At 60.0% G+C, this 14,860-nt stretch carries 16 protein-coding genes; 7 read left to right on the forward strand and 9 right to left on the reverse strand.

Going from position 1 to position 14,860, the window contains the following annotated elements; genetic code table 11:
• Positions 1-12 precede the first annotated feature (12 nt).
• From ACP151_RS05775 to clpS, 3 genes are all read right to left on the reverse strand, one after another.
• Positions 13-816: an SDR family NAD(P)-dependent oxidoreductase gene (locus tag ACP151_RS05775; RefSeq protein WP_424977910.1), complete on the reverse strand. Its 804-nt coding sequence runs from the start codon at positions 814-816 to the stop codon at positions 13-15.
• A gap of 85 nt (positions 817-901) precedes the next feature.
• Positions 902-1,891, reverse strand: a complete 990-nt coding sequence (locus ACP151_RS05780) for a class I SAM-dependent methyltransferase (RefSeq protein ID WP_424977911.1) — start codon at positions 1,889-1,891, stop codon at positions 902-904.
• 12 nt (positions 1,892-1,903) lie between these two features.
• A complete protein-coding gene (gene clpS, locus ACP151_RS05785) occupies positions 1,904-2,245 on the reverse strand; it encodes an ATP-dependent Clp protease adapter ClpS (RefSeq protein WP_424977912.1) in 342 nt (113 codons plus the stop codon).
• 88 nt (positions 2,246-2,333) lie between these two features.
• On the opposite strand from clpS, the gene ACP151_RS05790 reads away from it, so the two are divergent.
• The 3 genes from ACP151_RS05790 to ACP151_RS05800 all read left to right on the forward strand — a co-directional run bounded on the left by ACP151_RS05790 (position 2,334) and on the right by ACP151_RS05800 (position 5,317).
• A complete protein-coding gene (locus tag ACP151_RS05790; protein WP_424977913.1) occupies positions 2,334-3,047 on the forward strand; it encodes an HAD family hydrolase in 714 nt (237 codons plus the stop codon).
• A 66-nt stretch (positions 3,048-3,113) separates the two neighbouring features.
• Positions 3,114-3,440, forward strand: coding sequence for a hypothetical protein (locus ACP151_RS05795; RefSeq protein WP_424977914.1), 327 nt, complete (start codon positions 3,114-3,116; stop codon positions 3,438-3,440).
• Positions 3,441-3,703: 263 nt separating this feature from the next.
• A complete protein-coding gene (locus tag ACP151_RS05800) occupies positions 3,704-5,317 on the forward strand; it encodes a D-alanyl-D-alanine carboxypeptidase family protein (RefSeq protein ID WP_424977915.1) in 1,614 nt (537 codons plus the stop codon).
• A 162-nt stretch (positions 5,318-5,479) separates the two neighbouring features.
• Here the strand turns inward: ACP151_RS05800 and ccoS are convergent, their stop codons facing one another.
• Genes ccoS through ccoG form a run of 4 tightly spaced genes read right to left on the reverse strand, consistent with a single transcriptional unit; the run spans position 5,480 to position 9,744 of the window.
• Positions 5,480-5,638, reverse strand: coding sequence for a cbb3-type cytochrome oxidase assembly protein CcoS (gene ccoS, locus ACP151_RS05805; RefSeq protein ID WP_424977916.1), 159 nt, complete (start codon positions 5,636-5,638; stop codon positions 5,480-5,482).
• Positions 5,639-5,662: 24 nt separating this feature from the next.
• Entirely contained in the window at positions 5,663-7,840 is a 2,178-nt protein-coding gene (locus ACP151_RS05810) for a heavy metal translocating P-type ATPase (protein WP_424977917.1), read from the reverse strand.
• A gap of 5 nt (positions 7,841-7,845) precedes the next feature.
• Complete coding sequence (locus ACP151_RS05815) at positions 7,846-8,310, reverse strand: FixH family protein (RefSeq protein ID WP_424977918.1); 465 nt, start codon at positions 8,308-8,310, stop codon at positions 7,846-7,848.
• A gap of 3 nt (positions 8,311-8,313) precedes the next feature.
• A complete protein-coding gene (ccoG, locus tag ACP151_RS05820) occupies positions 8,314-9,744 on the reverse strand; it encodes a cytochrome c oxidase accessory protein CcoG (RefSeq protein ID WP_424977919.1) in 1,431 nt (476 codons plus the stop codon).
• A gap of 370 nt (positions 9,745-10,114) precedes the next feature.
• Here ccoG and ACP151_RS05825 point away from each other — a divergent pair, with 370 nt between their 5' ends.
• Positions 10,115-11,155 carry a radical SAM/SPASM domain-containing protein gene (locus ACP151_RS05825; RefSeq protein ID WP_424977920.1) on the forward strand — a complete coding sequence of 347 codons (1,041 nt, stop codon included), beginning with the start codon at positions 10,115-10,117 and terminating at the stop codon, positions 11,153-11,155.
• 88 nt (positions 11,156-11,243) lie between these two features.
• Here ACP151_RS05825 and ACP151_RS05830 read toward each other — a convergent pair whose 3' ends face one another.
• Entirely contained in the window at positions 11,244-12,041 is a 798-nt protein-coding gene (locus tag ACP151_RS05830) for a phytanoyl-CoA dioxygenase family protein (RefSeq protein WP_424977921.1), read from the reverse strand.
• A 98-nt stretch (positions 12,042-12,139) separates the two neighbouring features.
• On the opposite strand from ACP151_RS05830, the gene ACP151_RS05835 reads away from it, so the two are divergent.
• The gene (locus ACP151_RS05835) at positions 12,140-13,072 is read left to right on the forward strand and encodes a LysR family transcriptional regulator (protein WP_424977922.1); all 933 of its coding nucleotides are present in this window, start codon (positions 12,140-12,142) and stop codon (positions 13,070-13,072) included.
• Here ACP151_RS05835 and irrA read toward each other — a convergent pair.
• Positions 13,037-13,453, reverse strand: coding sequence for an iron response transcriptional regulator IrrA (irrA, locus tag ACP151_RS05840; RefSeq protein ID WP_424978020.1), 417 nt, complete (start codon positions 13,451-13,453; stop codon positions 13,037-13,039). The genes ACP151_RS05835 and irrA overlap by 36 nt on opposite strands.
• Before the next feature lie 248 nt (positions 13,454-13,701).
• Here irrA and fabA point away from each other — a divergent pair, with 248 nt between their 5' ends.
• Positions 13,702-14,211: a bifunctional 3-hydroxydecanoyl-ACP dehydratase/trans-2-decenoyl-ACP isomerase gene (gene fabA, locus ACP151_RS05845; protein WP_039127596.1), complete on the forward strand. Its 510-nt coding sequence runs from the start codon at positions 13,702-13,704 to the stop codon at positions 14,209-14,211.
• A 75-nt stretch (positions 14,212-14,286) separates the two neighbouring features.
• Positions 14,287-14,760, forward strand: a complete 474-nt coding sequence (locus tag ACP151_RS05850) for a phosphoribosyl-AMP cyclohydrolase (RefSeq protein WP_424977923.1) — start codon at positions 14,287-14,289, stop codon at positions 14,758-14,760.
• Positions 14,761-14,860: the final 100 nt, after the last annotated feature.

A 14,860-nucleotide genomic window follows, 5' to 3' on the forward strand; every position in this document is an offset into this window, starting at 1 on the left:
GCCCGTATCCAATCAGTGCATCGGCGCGGACACAGGGTCCAGCAGGGTACGGCCGCCATCCAGTGTCACCACTTGTCCGGTCATGAAACCAGAGGCGTCGGAAGCCAGATACTGCGCAGTCTCAGTCAGTTCCGTAGGGGAGGCAACCCGGCCCAGCGGGGTGTGCGCCTCGATGTCCTGACGAAAACTGCGGTTTTCCTTGAGCGTTGCCTGCATCGAAGCGCTCATCACTGAACCAAAGCCGATCGAGTTCACCCGGATCCGGTGCGGGGCCAACGCCACCGCCAGAGAGCGTGTTGCCTGATCCAATGCGGCAGAGGCCACGGAATAGGCCATCAGCTCAGGGTGGGTGCGGCGGGCCGCAATTGAGGACAGGTTGATAATGCTGCCAAGGGGGCCGTCCTCTTCGCGCTCTTCTCTCTGCTTGATCATCCGCCTGGCCACCTGCTGGGACAGGCGCACCGTCGGCAGCAGGCTTTGGTTCATGAGCTGATCCAGAGTGTCGTCCTGGGCGTCCAGCGGGTCAGTTGCCACAACCTGCCGAGCGCCATTGACCAGAATATCGATGTCATCAAAGGCGTCGATGGTGGCCGACAGCAGGTTGGCAATGGTCAGCCGTTCGCGCAGATCGCCCGCGAAATAGCGGATGTTGCTTTCGTCAGCCTGTTCGCCCAGCTCATCTACCAGCTGTGCCTCGGACTGATCAGCAAACATTACATTGGCGCCGGCATCGGCGAACTGCTTGCCGATCGCCAGGCCGATACCGCTGGAGGCGCCTGTCACAATGGCGGTTTTACCGGAAATGGAAAAGGACATGAAAGGGTACTCCCCTGAGGCAATCTGGTCTGCACGTTAGACCGCGCCTGCCGGTTTGGAAACCGCCATTGCGCGACCAGTGTGGTTACTTGCGCCCGCGCCTCGGCTTGGCCGCGTGCAGGATCTTGAACCGGTTGTCGCCGCCTTCTTCGCGCACCTGGGAAAAACGGTCTGCCAGTACGGTTTCATAAGGCAAATGCCGGTTGGCAACCATCCACAGTGACCCATTGGCCGCAAGCATGGACGCCGCCGACGCGATGAAGGCCTGCCCCAGTGACGGTTCCGCCGCGCGTCCGGTGTGAAACGGCGGGTTCATCACCACCGTGTTCACCACCCCCGGCGCCTTCCAGGTCCGGGCGTCGGCCCAATGGAACTGCGCCCGCGGGTCTGCTGCGTTCAACCGGGCGCAGGCCAGTGCAGCGTGATCGGCCTCTGCCAGATGCACTTCTTCAACGCCTTCGTGTTGCAACACCTGGGTCGAAAGATAACCCCAGCCGGCCCCCAAATCGGCCACACAGCGGCCCAGCTTCACCGGCAGCGCTGCTGCCAGCATTCGCGAAGCCGGATCGATCCCATCCGCCGAAAACACTCCGGGCGCGGTTATGAACCCCTCGACCTGCTGCGGACCATCCGGCAGCCAATCAGGCAGAGCAGTCCCGCCGTCGATCCAGAACACCTTGCCATGTGCCTTGGACACCGGCTCCGAAGGAGCGCAGCGTTTGCGCAGGTCCTTCAGGAGCGAATCAATGCCTTCCGTCTTGGCACCATCGATCAGCACCTGCCCCGAAGCCGCGGCGGCGGCTTGCGCCACCAGCATACGGGCCAGCGCCTTGGCCCGCGGCAGGAAGACAACGGCCGCGGCATAGTCCGCGCCTGCCTCCAGCGACGGGGCACAGGCAAAGCCCTGGGTGGCAAAATGATCGTGGTCCGGGCGGAACGGCTGGATGACCAGAACCTGATCCTTGGGCAAGGCCGACAGATCGTGGTCCGCGCGCGGATGGAACACGGCAATGCGGCCCTCAGACGGCACAGCAAAGCCGCCCGATTGGGCGGCCAGTGACAAGCGAACAGACATCTAAGGGCCTCTTTATTCTTCTTTTTCCATGGTGCACTGCAGCGGGTGCTGATGGCGGCGGGCGAAATCCATCACCTGTCCAACCTTGGTTTCCGCCACCTCATGGCTGAACACGCCTACAACGGCAACGCCCTTTTTGTGCACCGTCAGCATGATCTCAAACGCTTGCGCGTGCGTCATGCCAAAGAAACGTTCCAACACCATCACCACGAATTCCATCGGGGTGTAGTCATCATTCAGAAGCAGTACCTTGTAACGCGGCGGACGCTTGGTCTTGGGCCGCGTTTTGGTCATGACACCGAATTCGGTGTCGTCGTCTGAATGATCCGTCATCATTACGGGCGGCAGCAGCATGAGCAATTCGGTCCAGTGATACGTGGAGTTAACTGTGTCGCTTATATAGCCTCTATAGTGTTTAGGAAAAGAGACTGAGACGCGCAGATTGACACGAAATTTGACAACAATCGGCTTCGATGCCGACGATACGCTCTGGCACAATGAACGATTTTTCCGCGTGACGCAGGAACGATTCGCCAGCCTGCTGCTGGATCACACTCCGGCAGACGTCGGCCCAGAGCAATTGGAACGGCAGCTTTTAGACGCCGAAAAACGCAATTTGGGGCGTTATGGCTACGGGGTGAAAGGGTTCACCCTATCAATGATCGAAACCGCGATTGAGGTCACCGGCGCGCGTGTTCCGGCAGCGGTCATCAAGGAGCTGATAACCGCCGGACAGATGATGCTCTCCTACCCTATCGAACTGCTGCCGCATGCGCGGGAAGCAGTGGAAGCCGTCGCCGGGCGCTATAAGGTGGTGCTGATCACCAAGGGCGACCTGCTGGATCAGGAACGCAAGCTGGCGCAATCCGGCCTTGGCGATCTGTTCGATGCCGTCGAGGTCGTATCAGAAAAAACGCCGGACGTGTATTCCGACATATTTTCCCGCCACGGTGACGGCGCAGAGCATGCCATGATGGTTGGCAACTCCATGCGTTCCGATGTCGTAGCCCCGATCCAGGCAGGCAGCTGGGGAATTTATGTGCCACACGGACTGGTCTGGGAGGTGGAACATGCGGAAGCACCGGAGCACAGCCCGCGCTATGCTGAGATTTCGGATCTGAGCGGGCTGGCCGCGCTGGTGGGAAGCTTAGGTTAGGCCGTTCTGGACGAAAGCCACCTGCGGCGCTACCCCTTTGGCAACCAAACAGGGAGCCTGAAATAGATGCCGCACGCTGAATTGAAATATTCCAGTGATCTTGAATTTGATGCCAAGGCTGTCCTGGCGGACATCGAGGCGGTGATACAGGAGCATGACGGCGGCGCAGGTGCTTGCAAAGGCCGCGCCTATCCGGTGGAGTGCTTCCACCACACCCATATTAACATCAGCATTGCTCTGCTGACAAAAGCGCACCGAGATCAGGCGTTCTCCGCGGCTCTGCTGGCCGCGCTCGAATCCTGCATCAAGGCGCATCTGAAGCAGCCCTGCGAATTTTCGCTCGGACTCAGCTATTCCTCCCCCTTCTATGTGACCCATTTCCACCCCGGATAACCGGCAAATTACGCGCCAAAGCCTGCTTACTCTGTGTCACAGCCAATTGGTTTGGGCATCAGCAGCAAGTTTTTTTGATAACCTTTCGTTAGGGTTTGCCCTATGTAGCGGCACAGCCGACCCCAGACACAAGATGTCGGCGGTCTTTGGCTGAGCCTCCCGAGATCGCCTCTTCGCAGCTGTTTATTCCTTTTAAACCCTGTGTTACGCTTTTCCTTACAGGCAAAAAACGTCAGCCGGAAAATCGGCGACACGAGGCAAACATGGCAGTTATCACGCAGGTCAATCCGGCGTCTGGTCGGTATTACCGTGCCCGGTTCCTATGGGCAGTCGCAGTCTTTCTCCTTGCAGCTTTTGTGCTGCTGTTTCAGCCACAGCGCGCTGCGGCTGCGCCCTATGCTGCGATGGTGATCGACTCCCGCACTGGCGAAGTGCTGCATTCGCGCAATGCAAACACCCGTTTGCACCCTGCGTCGCTGACCAAGATGATGACGCTGTACATCGCGTTTGAAGCGGTGCGGAACGGCGAGATCACCCTGGACACCAAAGTGAAGATCAGCCGCAACGCCGCTGCTGAACCGCCATCGAAACTGGGGCTGAAATCTGGCCAGCGGATTGCGTTCCGCTACCTCATCCGCGCCGCAGCGGTGAAGTCTGCCAATGATGCCGCCACGGCTATCGGCGAAACTCTGTCCGGCTCAGAAGCCGCTTTTGCCCGCCGGATGAACCGCACGGCCAAGGCCCTGGGGATGACCCGCACGACCTTCAAGAATGCCCACGGCTTAACCGCCAGCGGGCATCTGTCCACTGCCAGCGACATGACAACTCTGGGGCGGCATCTGCTTTATGATTACCCGGAGTATTACAACCTGTTTTCCCGCCGCACGACCCATGCCGGCATCCGCGAAGTTCCCAATACCAACCGCCGCCTTCTGGCAGCTTACCGCGGTGCAGATGGGATCAAGACCGGCTACACTCGGGCCGCCGGCTTTAACCTTGTCGCCTCGGCCAAGCGTGGCAATGAACGGATCATTGCGACCGTTTTCGGCGGCAAGTCCACCACCTCACGCAATGCCAAGGTGGCAGAGCTTTTGGACCTCGGCTTCCGCCGGGCACCGTCGCGTGCGGCGCTGCGCAAACCACGGCGCCCAGCCTATCAGGGGGCCGGGAAAGTGGAGATTGCGGATACCGGCACCGAGTCGGCGAATGAGGCCGCTGGCAAGACTCTCCGCATGAGCGGCCAGGTCAACACCAGCTTGCGCCCGAAGCTTCGCCCAAGCAACAACAGCTCTCCGGTGCTGGTGGCCGCGCTTGAAGAGGCACTGCGTCCCTCCGAAACCGAAAACGCCGAGGCGGCGACCGAAGCAGCAGAAGCGGCCACGGGATCAATCGAAAAGGTTCAGACTGTCAGCGTCAGCGGCGCCGTAGAGGGAGATGCACTGCGTGAAAGCATCGCTGTTGCTCTGGCTGAAGCCGAGGCCGAACCCCAGCCTGAGGCGCAAGCGGCAGCTCCGACGGTCATGGCCGCGGTTCAAAAAGTCCCATTCACCGGCCTGCGCCCAGTCGCCCGCCCCACCAGCCTTGCCGTGGCCTCTCCCGAGACTGAGCTGGTGGTTGTGACGCGACTGTCCACCTCCGGCGGGCGCTACTGGGGGGTCAATGTCGGCCTCTACACCAGCCGGTATCAGGCGGAAAAAGTTCTGCTGCGTACAGCATTGTCAGAGCTGGAAACACTGGACGGCACTTTACGCAAGGTGGCCAAGACCCGCCGCGGGTTCGAGGCCAATTTCCTGGGCATGAGCCAGGAGCAGGCGGAACTGGCCTGCCGTCGCCTGAATGCCCGCAACGCGACCTGCAAGCCGATCGGCCCTTCCTGAACAGTATTTGAACTGCACCCCGTAAAGGCGCCCGCAAGGGCGCCTTTTTTCATGCCCTGCAATCTGCTCTTGTTCAGGCGGACATTCTAATCCGCCACCAGAGAGCCCAGTGTCACTCGGTGCATCTTCTGGTGCGGAAGCGATTTGCCGCAAAGTAGTCCCTCAGGGCTTGGGCTTGTCATCCCATTCGTCGCTGAGAATGCGCCGAGCATCGCCTTCGGGGTCGTCATATTGGTTGCTGCGAACCGTATAGAAAAACGCCGCAAGCCCAACCGTGCCGAGGATCAGTGAAACCGGGATCAGATATGTAAGGACGCTCATAGGGTCAGTACCAGATTAGAAGTCTTAGCGCAGCCGCAGCGCATTGAGGGAGACAGTTATAGAAGACGTAGACATCGCCAGCGCTGCAATCAAGGGCGTGGCCAGCCCGGCAATGGCCAGCGGCACTGCAATCACGTTGTAAAGAGTGGCGATACGGAAATTCTCGCGAATCCGGCGGGTGACCTTTTGCGCCACTGCACAAGCCTCCGCTATCGGCGACAAATCCTGCCCCAGAAATACGATATCCGAAGCAACCCGTGCAGCATCCAATGCTGTCGCCGGAGAAATGGACACATGCGCTGCAGCCAGCGCTGCCGTGTCGTTGAGCCCGTCCCCTACCATCAGCACCCTCCTGCCCTGCTCAGACAGTAATTGCACACGGGCGGACTTGTCCGCAGGCAGAGCTTCCGCCACCCATTCGGTTATACCAAGACGCTGAGCCAGTTCCTCCACCGCGCCGGTTGTATCACCGGAAATCAGCAGAACGTCCTTGCCCGCTTGTTTCAGGGCCTGAACAGCTTCTGCAGCACCGGGGCGCAGGGCATCGGAAAACAGGAAGGGCCTTGCCGGCCCTGCCCCGCTATCGAGCCAGGCCGCCGTTTGGCTGCCCTGCTCTGCTCCGGCCCAGGCTGCGCGGCCCAGCCGGACACGGCGACCGCAGAACTGCCCCTCGGCGCCATAGCCCGGCACCTCGGTGATGTTTCGCACTGCGGCTGGCTTGATCCCGGCCTCCCGTGCGGCCCGGGTCAGAGCCGCCGACAGCGGGTGCGAGGAGCCCTCGGCCAGCGCCAGCGCGATCTCCAGATCCGCACGGCCATGATCGGCGAGGTTCGTGACGTCCGGCGTGCCCGCTGTCAGCGTACCGGTCTTGTCGAACACCACGGTGTCCACCTCTGCCAGCCGCTCTAGCGCGGTGGCGTGTTTGATCAGCATACCCTTCTTGAACAGCCGACCAGAGGCGGCGGTGGTGACCGCAGGCACCGCAAGACCCAGCGCACAGGGGCAGGTGATGATCAGTACCGCTGCGGCAATATTGAGCGCGGTGCGGATGTCGAAGGTGTAGAGATACCAGCCGGCAAAGGCGAGCGCTGACAGGATATGCACACCGGGCGCATAGAGCTTGGCCGCACTGTCAGCAAGCGAGGTATAACGCGAGCGCCCTGACTCAGCGATGGCCACCAGATCGGTCATGCGGTGCAGCGAGGTATCCGCCCCCACCGCCGTCGCCCGGATGGTCAGCGGCCCCGTGAGGTTCACTTCGCCGGCTGAGACCGCCAGCCCCGGCTCTGCAAAGACCGGCAGGGTTTCGCCCGTCAGCAGCGAGCGGTCCAGCTCTGACTGCCCCTTGACGATCTCCCCGTCCACAGGCATTCGCCTCCCCGGCCGCACCAGGATCAGATCGCCGATGGCCAGATCCGCCACTGACACCTCGCTCTCCTGCCCGTCCAGCAACCGGATTGTGCGGGGCACTTCCAGCGCGGCCAGCTCTTCCGCTGCTGACCGCGCAACGGCACGGGTGCGGTAGTCCAGGTAGCGGCCTGCAAGCAGGAAGAAGGTGAGCGTCAGCGCCGCATCAAAATAGGCGTGCTCACCCGACAGCGATGTTTCCCACAGCGAGGTCGCCAGCGCCAGCACCAGAGCCAAAACAATCGGCACGTCCATATTGAGACGTTTGACACGCAGGGCGCTCCAGGCGTTGGCAAAAAACGGCTGTGCCGAGAAGATGATGGCCGGAAAGGCGATGGCTGCGGAAATCCAGTGGAACATGTCCCGGGTCGCATCCGATGCCCCGGACCAGACCGAGATCGACAGCAGCATCACATTCATCGACGCAAAGAAGGCGACCGCCAGCCGCATCAACAGATCGCGTCCTGCCTTGTCATTCCGGGTTGCAGAAAGGGCCGCCAGATCCAATTCATGGGCCTCAAATCCGGCTTGCTCCAGTACCGGGATCAGATCGGCGGCACGAACCTCGGGATCGGCCTCTATCTGCGCGCGTTTCAGGGTCAGGTTCACCCGCGCCGAATGGATCCCCGGATGTGCGTTCAGCTCCCGTTCCACCGTCGAAATGCAAGCCTGGCAGTGGATGCCGGGCAGCGACAGCGCCAGCCGCGCCTCGGTCGGCGCCTGTTCCAGCCCTGTTTGCGGGGCCGCAACACAGGCCGGACAGGCGGCCAGCGAAGGACGGGGCTGGGCAGTCATGGAAATCAGCCTTTCACATGCAGGATCACCCGCTGGGTGAATTCGGTGCCGTCCTTAGCCCGCGCCACCATGCGGATATTCCAGTTGCCTGCGCCCAGCTTGGCCGGCGCCACATAGGCCTGTCCGTCATAGACGAATTGCGGCTGCTGATCGTCCTGCACATGGGTCGCACGGCCCAGCGTCGCGTTCAGCTTGGCGACCTCCACCGGATTGCCGTCGGCATCCGTGATCTCAAGCTTGACCTGATCCCCTGCCGAGGATGCATAAACTGACCAGCCCAGCGCCTCCTGGGCGCTGCGGCGCTGGTCGAACTGCTGGCTGGCAACATAGGAGTTCTTCACCTCCAGTCCCGGGAAAGTCTTCACCGCATTGACGGCCAGGGCAATATTCACCCCGATAATCACCGCAAAGGCGCCGCCGAACAGCATCAATGCGTGCTTGCCTGTGAACTCGCGCTCGCGATTGGCCATGGTTCAGTTCCCCTTGCCGTTGAAGCTGGTGTCTTTGTGGGCCCGCTCCCCGGTTATCAGATCCTCAACCCAAATTCGAACCGGAGTGCTGCCGCTTTGAGAGGGGGCGGTACCCTTGGCAGAAACAATATAGACCCGCTGCAGCAGTGCCGTGTCGGCCGGCACGTTGACCGAATGGTAGTCTGTGCCTTCCAATTGCAGCCGCATTGCAGGATCGCCCTTGATCGAGAGTTTGAACACCCGGTCTTCGCCATGTTTGTTGCGAAGGCGCACGTCATAGGTGTTGCGGATTGACCCGTCAGAAAGCGTCACAAAGGTCGGATTGCGCTCCGGTGCCACGGTCAGTTCAATCTCGGAGCGGATGAACAGTGCAAACAGCAGGCCGACGCCTACCAGGGACCACAGGCCCGTATACATGATAGTGCGTGGGCGCAGGATGTGTTTCCAGATGCTTTGGGGTGGCTTGCCGGCACGCTCCTGGGCTTCGTCCGACAGAGCCATATAGTCGATCAGCCCGCGCGGCTTGCCGATTTTGACCATCACGTCGTCACAGGCGTCGATGCACAGGGCGCAGGTGATGCATTCCATCTGCTGTCCCTCACGGATGTCGATGCCCGTGGGGCAGACGTTGACGCAAGCCATACAGTCGATGCAGTCGCCTTGCCCTTCGGCCACCTGGCCCTTCTTCAGCTTGCCACGCGGCTCTCCGCGCCAGTCGCGATAGCCGACGGTCAGCGTGTCTTCATCCATCATGGCTGCCTGGATACGTGGCCAGGGGCAAGCGTAGATGCAAATCTGCTCGCGTGCGAAGCCGCCGAACAGGAAGGTAGTCGCGGTCAGGATCAGCATGGTGGAATAGGCAATGGGATGCGCGTTCAGCGTCACCAGATCATAAGCCAGCGTGGGCGCATCGGCAAAATAGAACACCCAGGCGCCGCCGGTTGCCAGCCCAATCAGGAACCAGGCAACCCATTTGGTGATCCGCAGGCGAGCCTTGCGGAAATCCATCTTTTTCTGCCGATGCAGGCGCAGGCGGGCGTTGCGGTCACCCTCAATCCAGCGCTCCACCAGAATGAACAGGTCGGTCCATACGGTCTGCGGACAGGCATAGCCGCACCAGACCCGGCCCAGCGCCGAGGTAAACAGAAACAGCCCCAGCCCAGCCATGATGAGAAGGCCGGCAACAAAATAGAACTCATGCGGCCAGATTTCGATCCAGAAAAAATAAAACCGCCGATTGGCCAGATCCAAAAGCACAGCTTGGTCCGGCAGCGAAGGGCCACGGTCCCAGCGGATCCAGGGCGTCAGATAGTAGATCCCCAGCGTCACCGCCATGATGTACCATTTCAGGTTCCGGAACTTGCCGGATACGCGCCGCGGAAAAATCGGTTCTCTGGCGGCATAGAGACTGGGGGCCGGGTTGGAATCGCTCACGGACTCTCTCCGTCTTGTGGCACTTGTGCAGCTCTTGTCACAGAAGCCTGATGCCGGAACTTTGACGTGGATCAAAAAGCGTATCACACAATCATGTTTTCCGGTCGGATTTTGCATCCAAGCTCAGCAAGCCGCCACCTATGGCTGAACTTCCCGGTTGACCAGAGGCAAGTTGCCGCAGATTCTGCCCACTGTGCAGGTTGCAAGCCAGCCCGTCCAGCCCCCTCCCCTGCTGCCGTCAAAACGCTGTGCGGGCAGCGTAACCTCACATAAACCTCATCCCCCGTGCCCTTTCAAAAAATTGATAGACAATATACACCTTAGACAGCCTTTATGGTCGAATACGCACGCACACTTCGGAGCCAGCCTTATGCAAGACCTAAGCCCTGCCCCGGATCTCAAACCGGTTTCCGCGCAGCCAGACTTGCCCGAAAATCCCCCCGGGCTGCACGAACGCGCTCTGCATTTCCTAGCCCGGTTCCTGCCGCTGGCATATTTCCGGCGGCCGCCGAAGATCATCATCATCGATGCCACCAACAGCTGCAACCTACGCTGCCCTGTCTGCCCAGTGACCTTTGCAATGCAGCGCAAGCGCGGCATGATGAAACCCGATGTTTTTCGCAAGATCATTGATGATTTCAAGGATCAACGCGAAAAGCCTGCAATCTATTTCAGCTTCTCGGGCGAGCCGACCCTGCACAGGGATCTGCCGGATTTCATCGCCTATGCCCATGAAAACGGCCATGACACCTACCTGTCGACCAATGCGACCCGGCTGACGCCGAAAATGAGCGAGCGACTGATCCGTTCGGGACTGGCGCGTGTGAACCTGTGCATGGATGGGTTTTCCAAGGAAGCACAGGAAACCTACCGGGTCAATTCCGATTTCGACAAAGTGAAATCCGGCATCGAAGAGTTCCTGGCCATCAAGAAGCAGATCGGCTCCCAATCGCCGGTCACGGTTCTGCAGACATTGCTGACCAGCTACTCCGAGCCGCAAATGGAGGAGATGGAAACCTGGGCCAGGGACGCAGGTTTCGACCGGGTGCGGTTCAAGACCTTCTCGATCGGATCCTACACCTCGGCCGATCAGAAGCGCGAGTTTGCCCATTTTCTGCCACGGCAAAAGGAGCTGCGACGCCATCCGCGCCACACCAGCCATGCCATGTGTACAGTGCCCCTGTTCCAATCGGTGGTGTTTTGGAACGGCGACCTGGGGCTGTGCTGCATAGACTATGACCAGGTGATCCAGCTGCCAAATGTCGAAAAAGACGGATTTCTTGCAGCCTACCGTTCAGACGAGGCCGCCCGCGCCCGCAAACGCGGCTTCCTCAAGCAATTCGACATCTGCAAGACCTGCTCATTCTCCAACGCTGAAAATATGGGCATCCGCCGCGACCTTAAGGTGTAGCAAGGTGTAGCCCCGGCAGCCTTTTCATCTTTCCTTAAATACTCAAGGGCCGAAGGCCGACCGGAAGGGGGGCATGCCCCCCTTCCTTTTACCGCTGCAGCAGCACCGGGAACCAATCCTTGCGCAGGCGCTGGCCGGGCTGCATATCGTGGCCGGGGAACGGCGGCGAGGTGCGGCCCGGGCGCTCCACATAGCGAGCATCGTCACCCACCAGCCGCAGCGAGAAGGCACGCCGGCGCGATGATGAAGTATTGCCACGAGCACCATGCAGGATCTTGTAGTTGAAGGCCACCGCATCGCCCGGCTGCATCGGGTATTCCAAAACTTTCATACCTTCTGCATCCGGATCCGGAACCGGCATATACTGGCCTTCGTCCGGGAAGAAGTCCTCTTCAGACACCCATCGAGTCGGCAGCACTTCCTTCTCCCATTTATGAGAGCCTGCGACACAGCGCAGCGCAGCTTCCTTTACCTCATCCAGCGGCGACCAGAAGCTGATGGTCTGCTGACCTTCGACAAAGTAGTAAGGACCATCCTGATGCCAGGGCGTCGGCATCGATGTGCCCGGTTCCTTAACCAGCACATGATCATGGAACATCTGCACAGAAGTTGATTTCATCAGATCCGCGGCGACCTCAGCGGCCGGGGATTCTTTGATAGCCTGTTCGAACTCGGGGATACGGGTCCAATTGCAATAGTCATCAAAGAAACGTCCTGTCTGACCGGCTTTTTCGTTGTTCGACGCATAGGGGCCGGGATTGCCCATGTTGGCTGCAACACCTGCGCGCAGCAACTCAACCTGATCCGCAAACAGCCCGCGAATGAGGACCACTCCGTCACGCTGATACTGTTCCACATGTTCCAAGGTGATGAGAGGGTGGGCCATTGCTGCCTCCGCTGCTGAATGTGCAAAGCTGATGTGTTGTTCCTGCCGCGGCACAGGCATAGTTTCAAATCATATCTTTCTAAGATACTATTCCACCCATGTTATATCTCACATTGCGCCACTACGAGTACATCTGCGCCGTTGCCCGGCACGGCAGCCTGTCAGCCGCGGCAGATGCTGTTCACGTGAGCCAGCCCGCAATGTCCGCCGCCCTGAGCCGGATCGAAGAGCATCTGGGCCACCCGCTGTTTTTGCGCCGCCGCGGGGCCGCACTGGCGATGACACCGCAAGGGCGGCTGTTTGCGTCAAAAGCGCAGGCTTTGCTGGATCAGGCAGCCCAGTTGGAAGACCCCAATGGCGCAGGCGCGGGGCAACAGCAGTTGGCCCTGATCTGTTTTTCCGACCTCGCTCCGTTTCTGCTGGCGCCAGCCCTGAAGGCACTGCGCCAAGCCATGCCCGAAGTCGGAATACGCCACCGGGCCTGCAGCTTCAAACATCTGATCACCGCCCTATCCAACGGCGAAGCAGACTTGGCGATCACCTATGACCTGGGTCTTGATGCAAGTTTCAGCAAGGCAGAGCTGGATCGCATTGCCCCGCATGCACTGGTGCCGCCAAGCCATCCGCTGGCCTCCGCCAGCGGGCTTACTCTGACTGAATTGGCTGAGCACCCTTTGGTCCTGTCGCAGGAAGGTTTTTCCGTGCAGCATATGCTGGGACTATTCAAGTCACATGGGCTGGTGCCGCAGATTGCACACCGGGCCGATACGCTGGAACTGCTGCGCAGCCTGGCGGCCAACGGCGAAGCTGTGGGCATCAGCTACAGCCTGCCGCCTGGCAATTTGAGCTATGATGGAAAACCCTTGAACGCGGTGCGGATCACAGATGCGGGTGCGGAAGAGCCGGTGATCCTGGCTGTGCATTCGGACCTGCCCAAAACCTCAGCCGCGTATCAAGCACATGGCATTCTGGAACAGGCGTTGCGCGCCAGCCTGTCAGACCTTGCGCAGACGGATCACCACATCGACTGAAGCAATCTCCATTCCTTCCGGCGCTTCCGGCAATTTGTGGATCACCAGTTCCTGGGCCGGCGCATCGCTGACGCGGCCCTCATCCTCCCAGAAGAAGTGCGGATGGTCGTGGGTATTGGTGTCAAAATAGCTTTTGGAGCCGTCCAGCGGGATTTCCTGCAGCACACCTGCATCGCAAAAAGCGCGCAATGTGTTGTAGACCGTCGCCAGCGACACCGCCGCGCCGTTCCTCTGGGCCGATTCAAACAGGCTTTCTGCTGTGATATGACGGTGTTTGCCGTCGCCAACCAGCAATTCGGCAAGCGCAACCCGTTGCCGGGTGGGTCTCAGCCCGGCATCCGTCAGCCACTGTGTGGCCACTTCTTCGCTGTTTGGCGTCATGAGCAGGTCCTGCATCGCGTTGCTGACCGTATATATAGGAGCAAGACCCCCGGGTTTTCAAATGAAATTCATTCGCAGCTTGTCGCATTGCGGTTTTGAAGCCCTACCTTATGCAACCCGGAGCCATTTTACTGTCCACCTGTGGCACTTTCAGCGCAAGATGCGTCGCGTGGCGCTCTTGCAGGACCCTTTGACCGGGTGCTACAGGGAACAGCATAAACACTTTCTTCAGTAGGAGATGCGCCCGTATGGCCGATTACCCCAGCAGCTTTGACAAGGACGATTTGCTGAAATGCGCCCGGGGCGAGCTGTTCGGACCCGGCAATGCCCAGCTGCCGGCACCGCCGATGCTGATGATGGACCGCATCACCGAGATTTCCGGTGACGGCGGCGAACATGGCAAGGGTCATGTGATTGCCGAGTTCGACATCACACCGGACCTTTGGTTCTTTGACTGCCATTTCCCCGGCAACCCGATTATGCCCGGCTGTCTGGGCCTGGACGGCCTGTGGCAGCTGACCGGTTTCAACCTGGGCTGGCGCGGCTGGCAGGGCCGCGGCTATGCGCTGGGAGTGGGCGAAGTCAAACTGACCGGCATGGTCCGCCCCGACCGCAAGATGCTGACCTATCGCATCAACTTTACCAAAGCCATCCAAACCCGTCGGCTGACCATGGGCGTCGCAGACGGTATCGTCGAGGCCGATGGCGAAGTGATCTATCAGGTCAAGGATATGAAAGTGGCTCTCAGCGAAAGCTGACCGGGCACAGCATACGCTCACAAAAGAGAGGCTCTTGGGCCTCTCTTTTAACATCGCAACCGAGAGGACTATATCTTGGCGATCACTCACAAAGACCTTTCCGACGCCCGCACCGCCTGGGGACAGGGCAAAATTGCAATCTCGAAAGCTTTCGAAGAAGGCGGTATCGACGCGGCGCGTCAAGTCGCCGAGGCTCATCTGGATGCGATTTACGGCTATAACCTGGGTCCGGTTCTGTTCAAGCCCACAATGGCCAGCGGTGCGCAATCCTTCCGCCCCACCAAAAAGGGCGCACTGGCATATTTCTGCGGTCACTCCGAAGAATATCCGCGCGACAGCGGCTTTGCCATCCAGGGCTGGCGCGCCATGGACAGTGTGACCTCGGCCGAGTTCATCGAAGGCGACATCGCAATGTGGATGGGCTGGGTGATGCTGACGGACAAGAACGGTGACGTCACCAAGGTCGACAAGTCCTTCGGCTACAAAAAAGACGCAGACGGCGCCCTGCGCATCGTATTGCACCACTCGTCCCTGCCTAACCCTGTCTGACCTGCCCGTCGCCGCTGCAGGAGCGTCTGACACGTTGTCAGATGCGGGCCAGCTGCGGCAATCTGCCGAACAGAACATCTGGCGGGACAAATCATTCGGC

The sequence above is a fragment of the Leisingera sp. S232 genome, from assembly GCF_049800895.1.
Lineage (GTDB): Bacteria > Pseudomonadota > Alphaproteobacteria > Rhodobacterales > Rhodobacteraceae > Leisingera.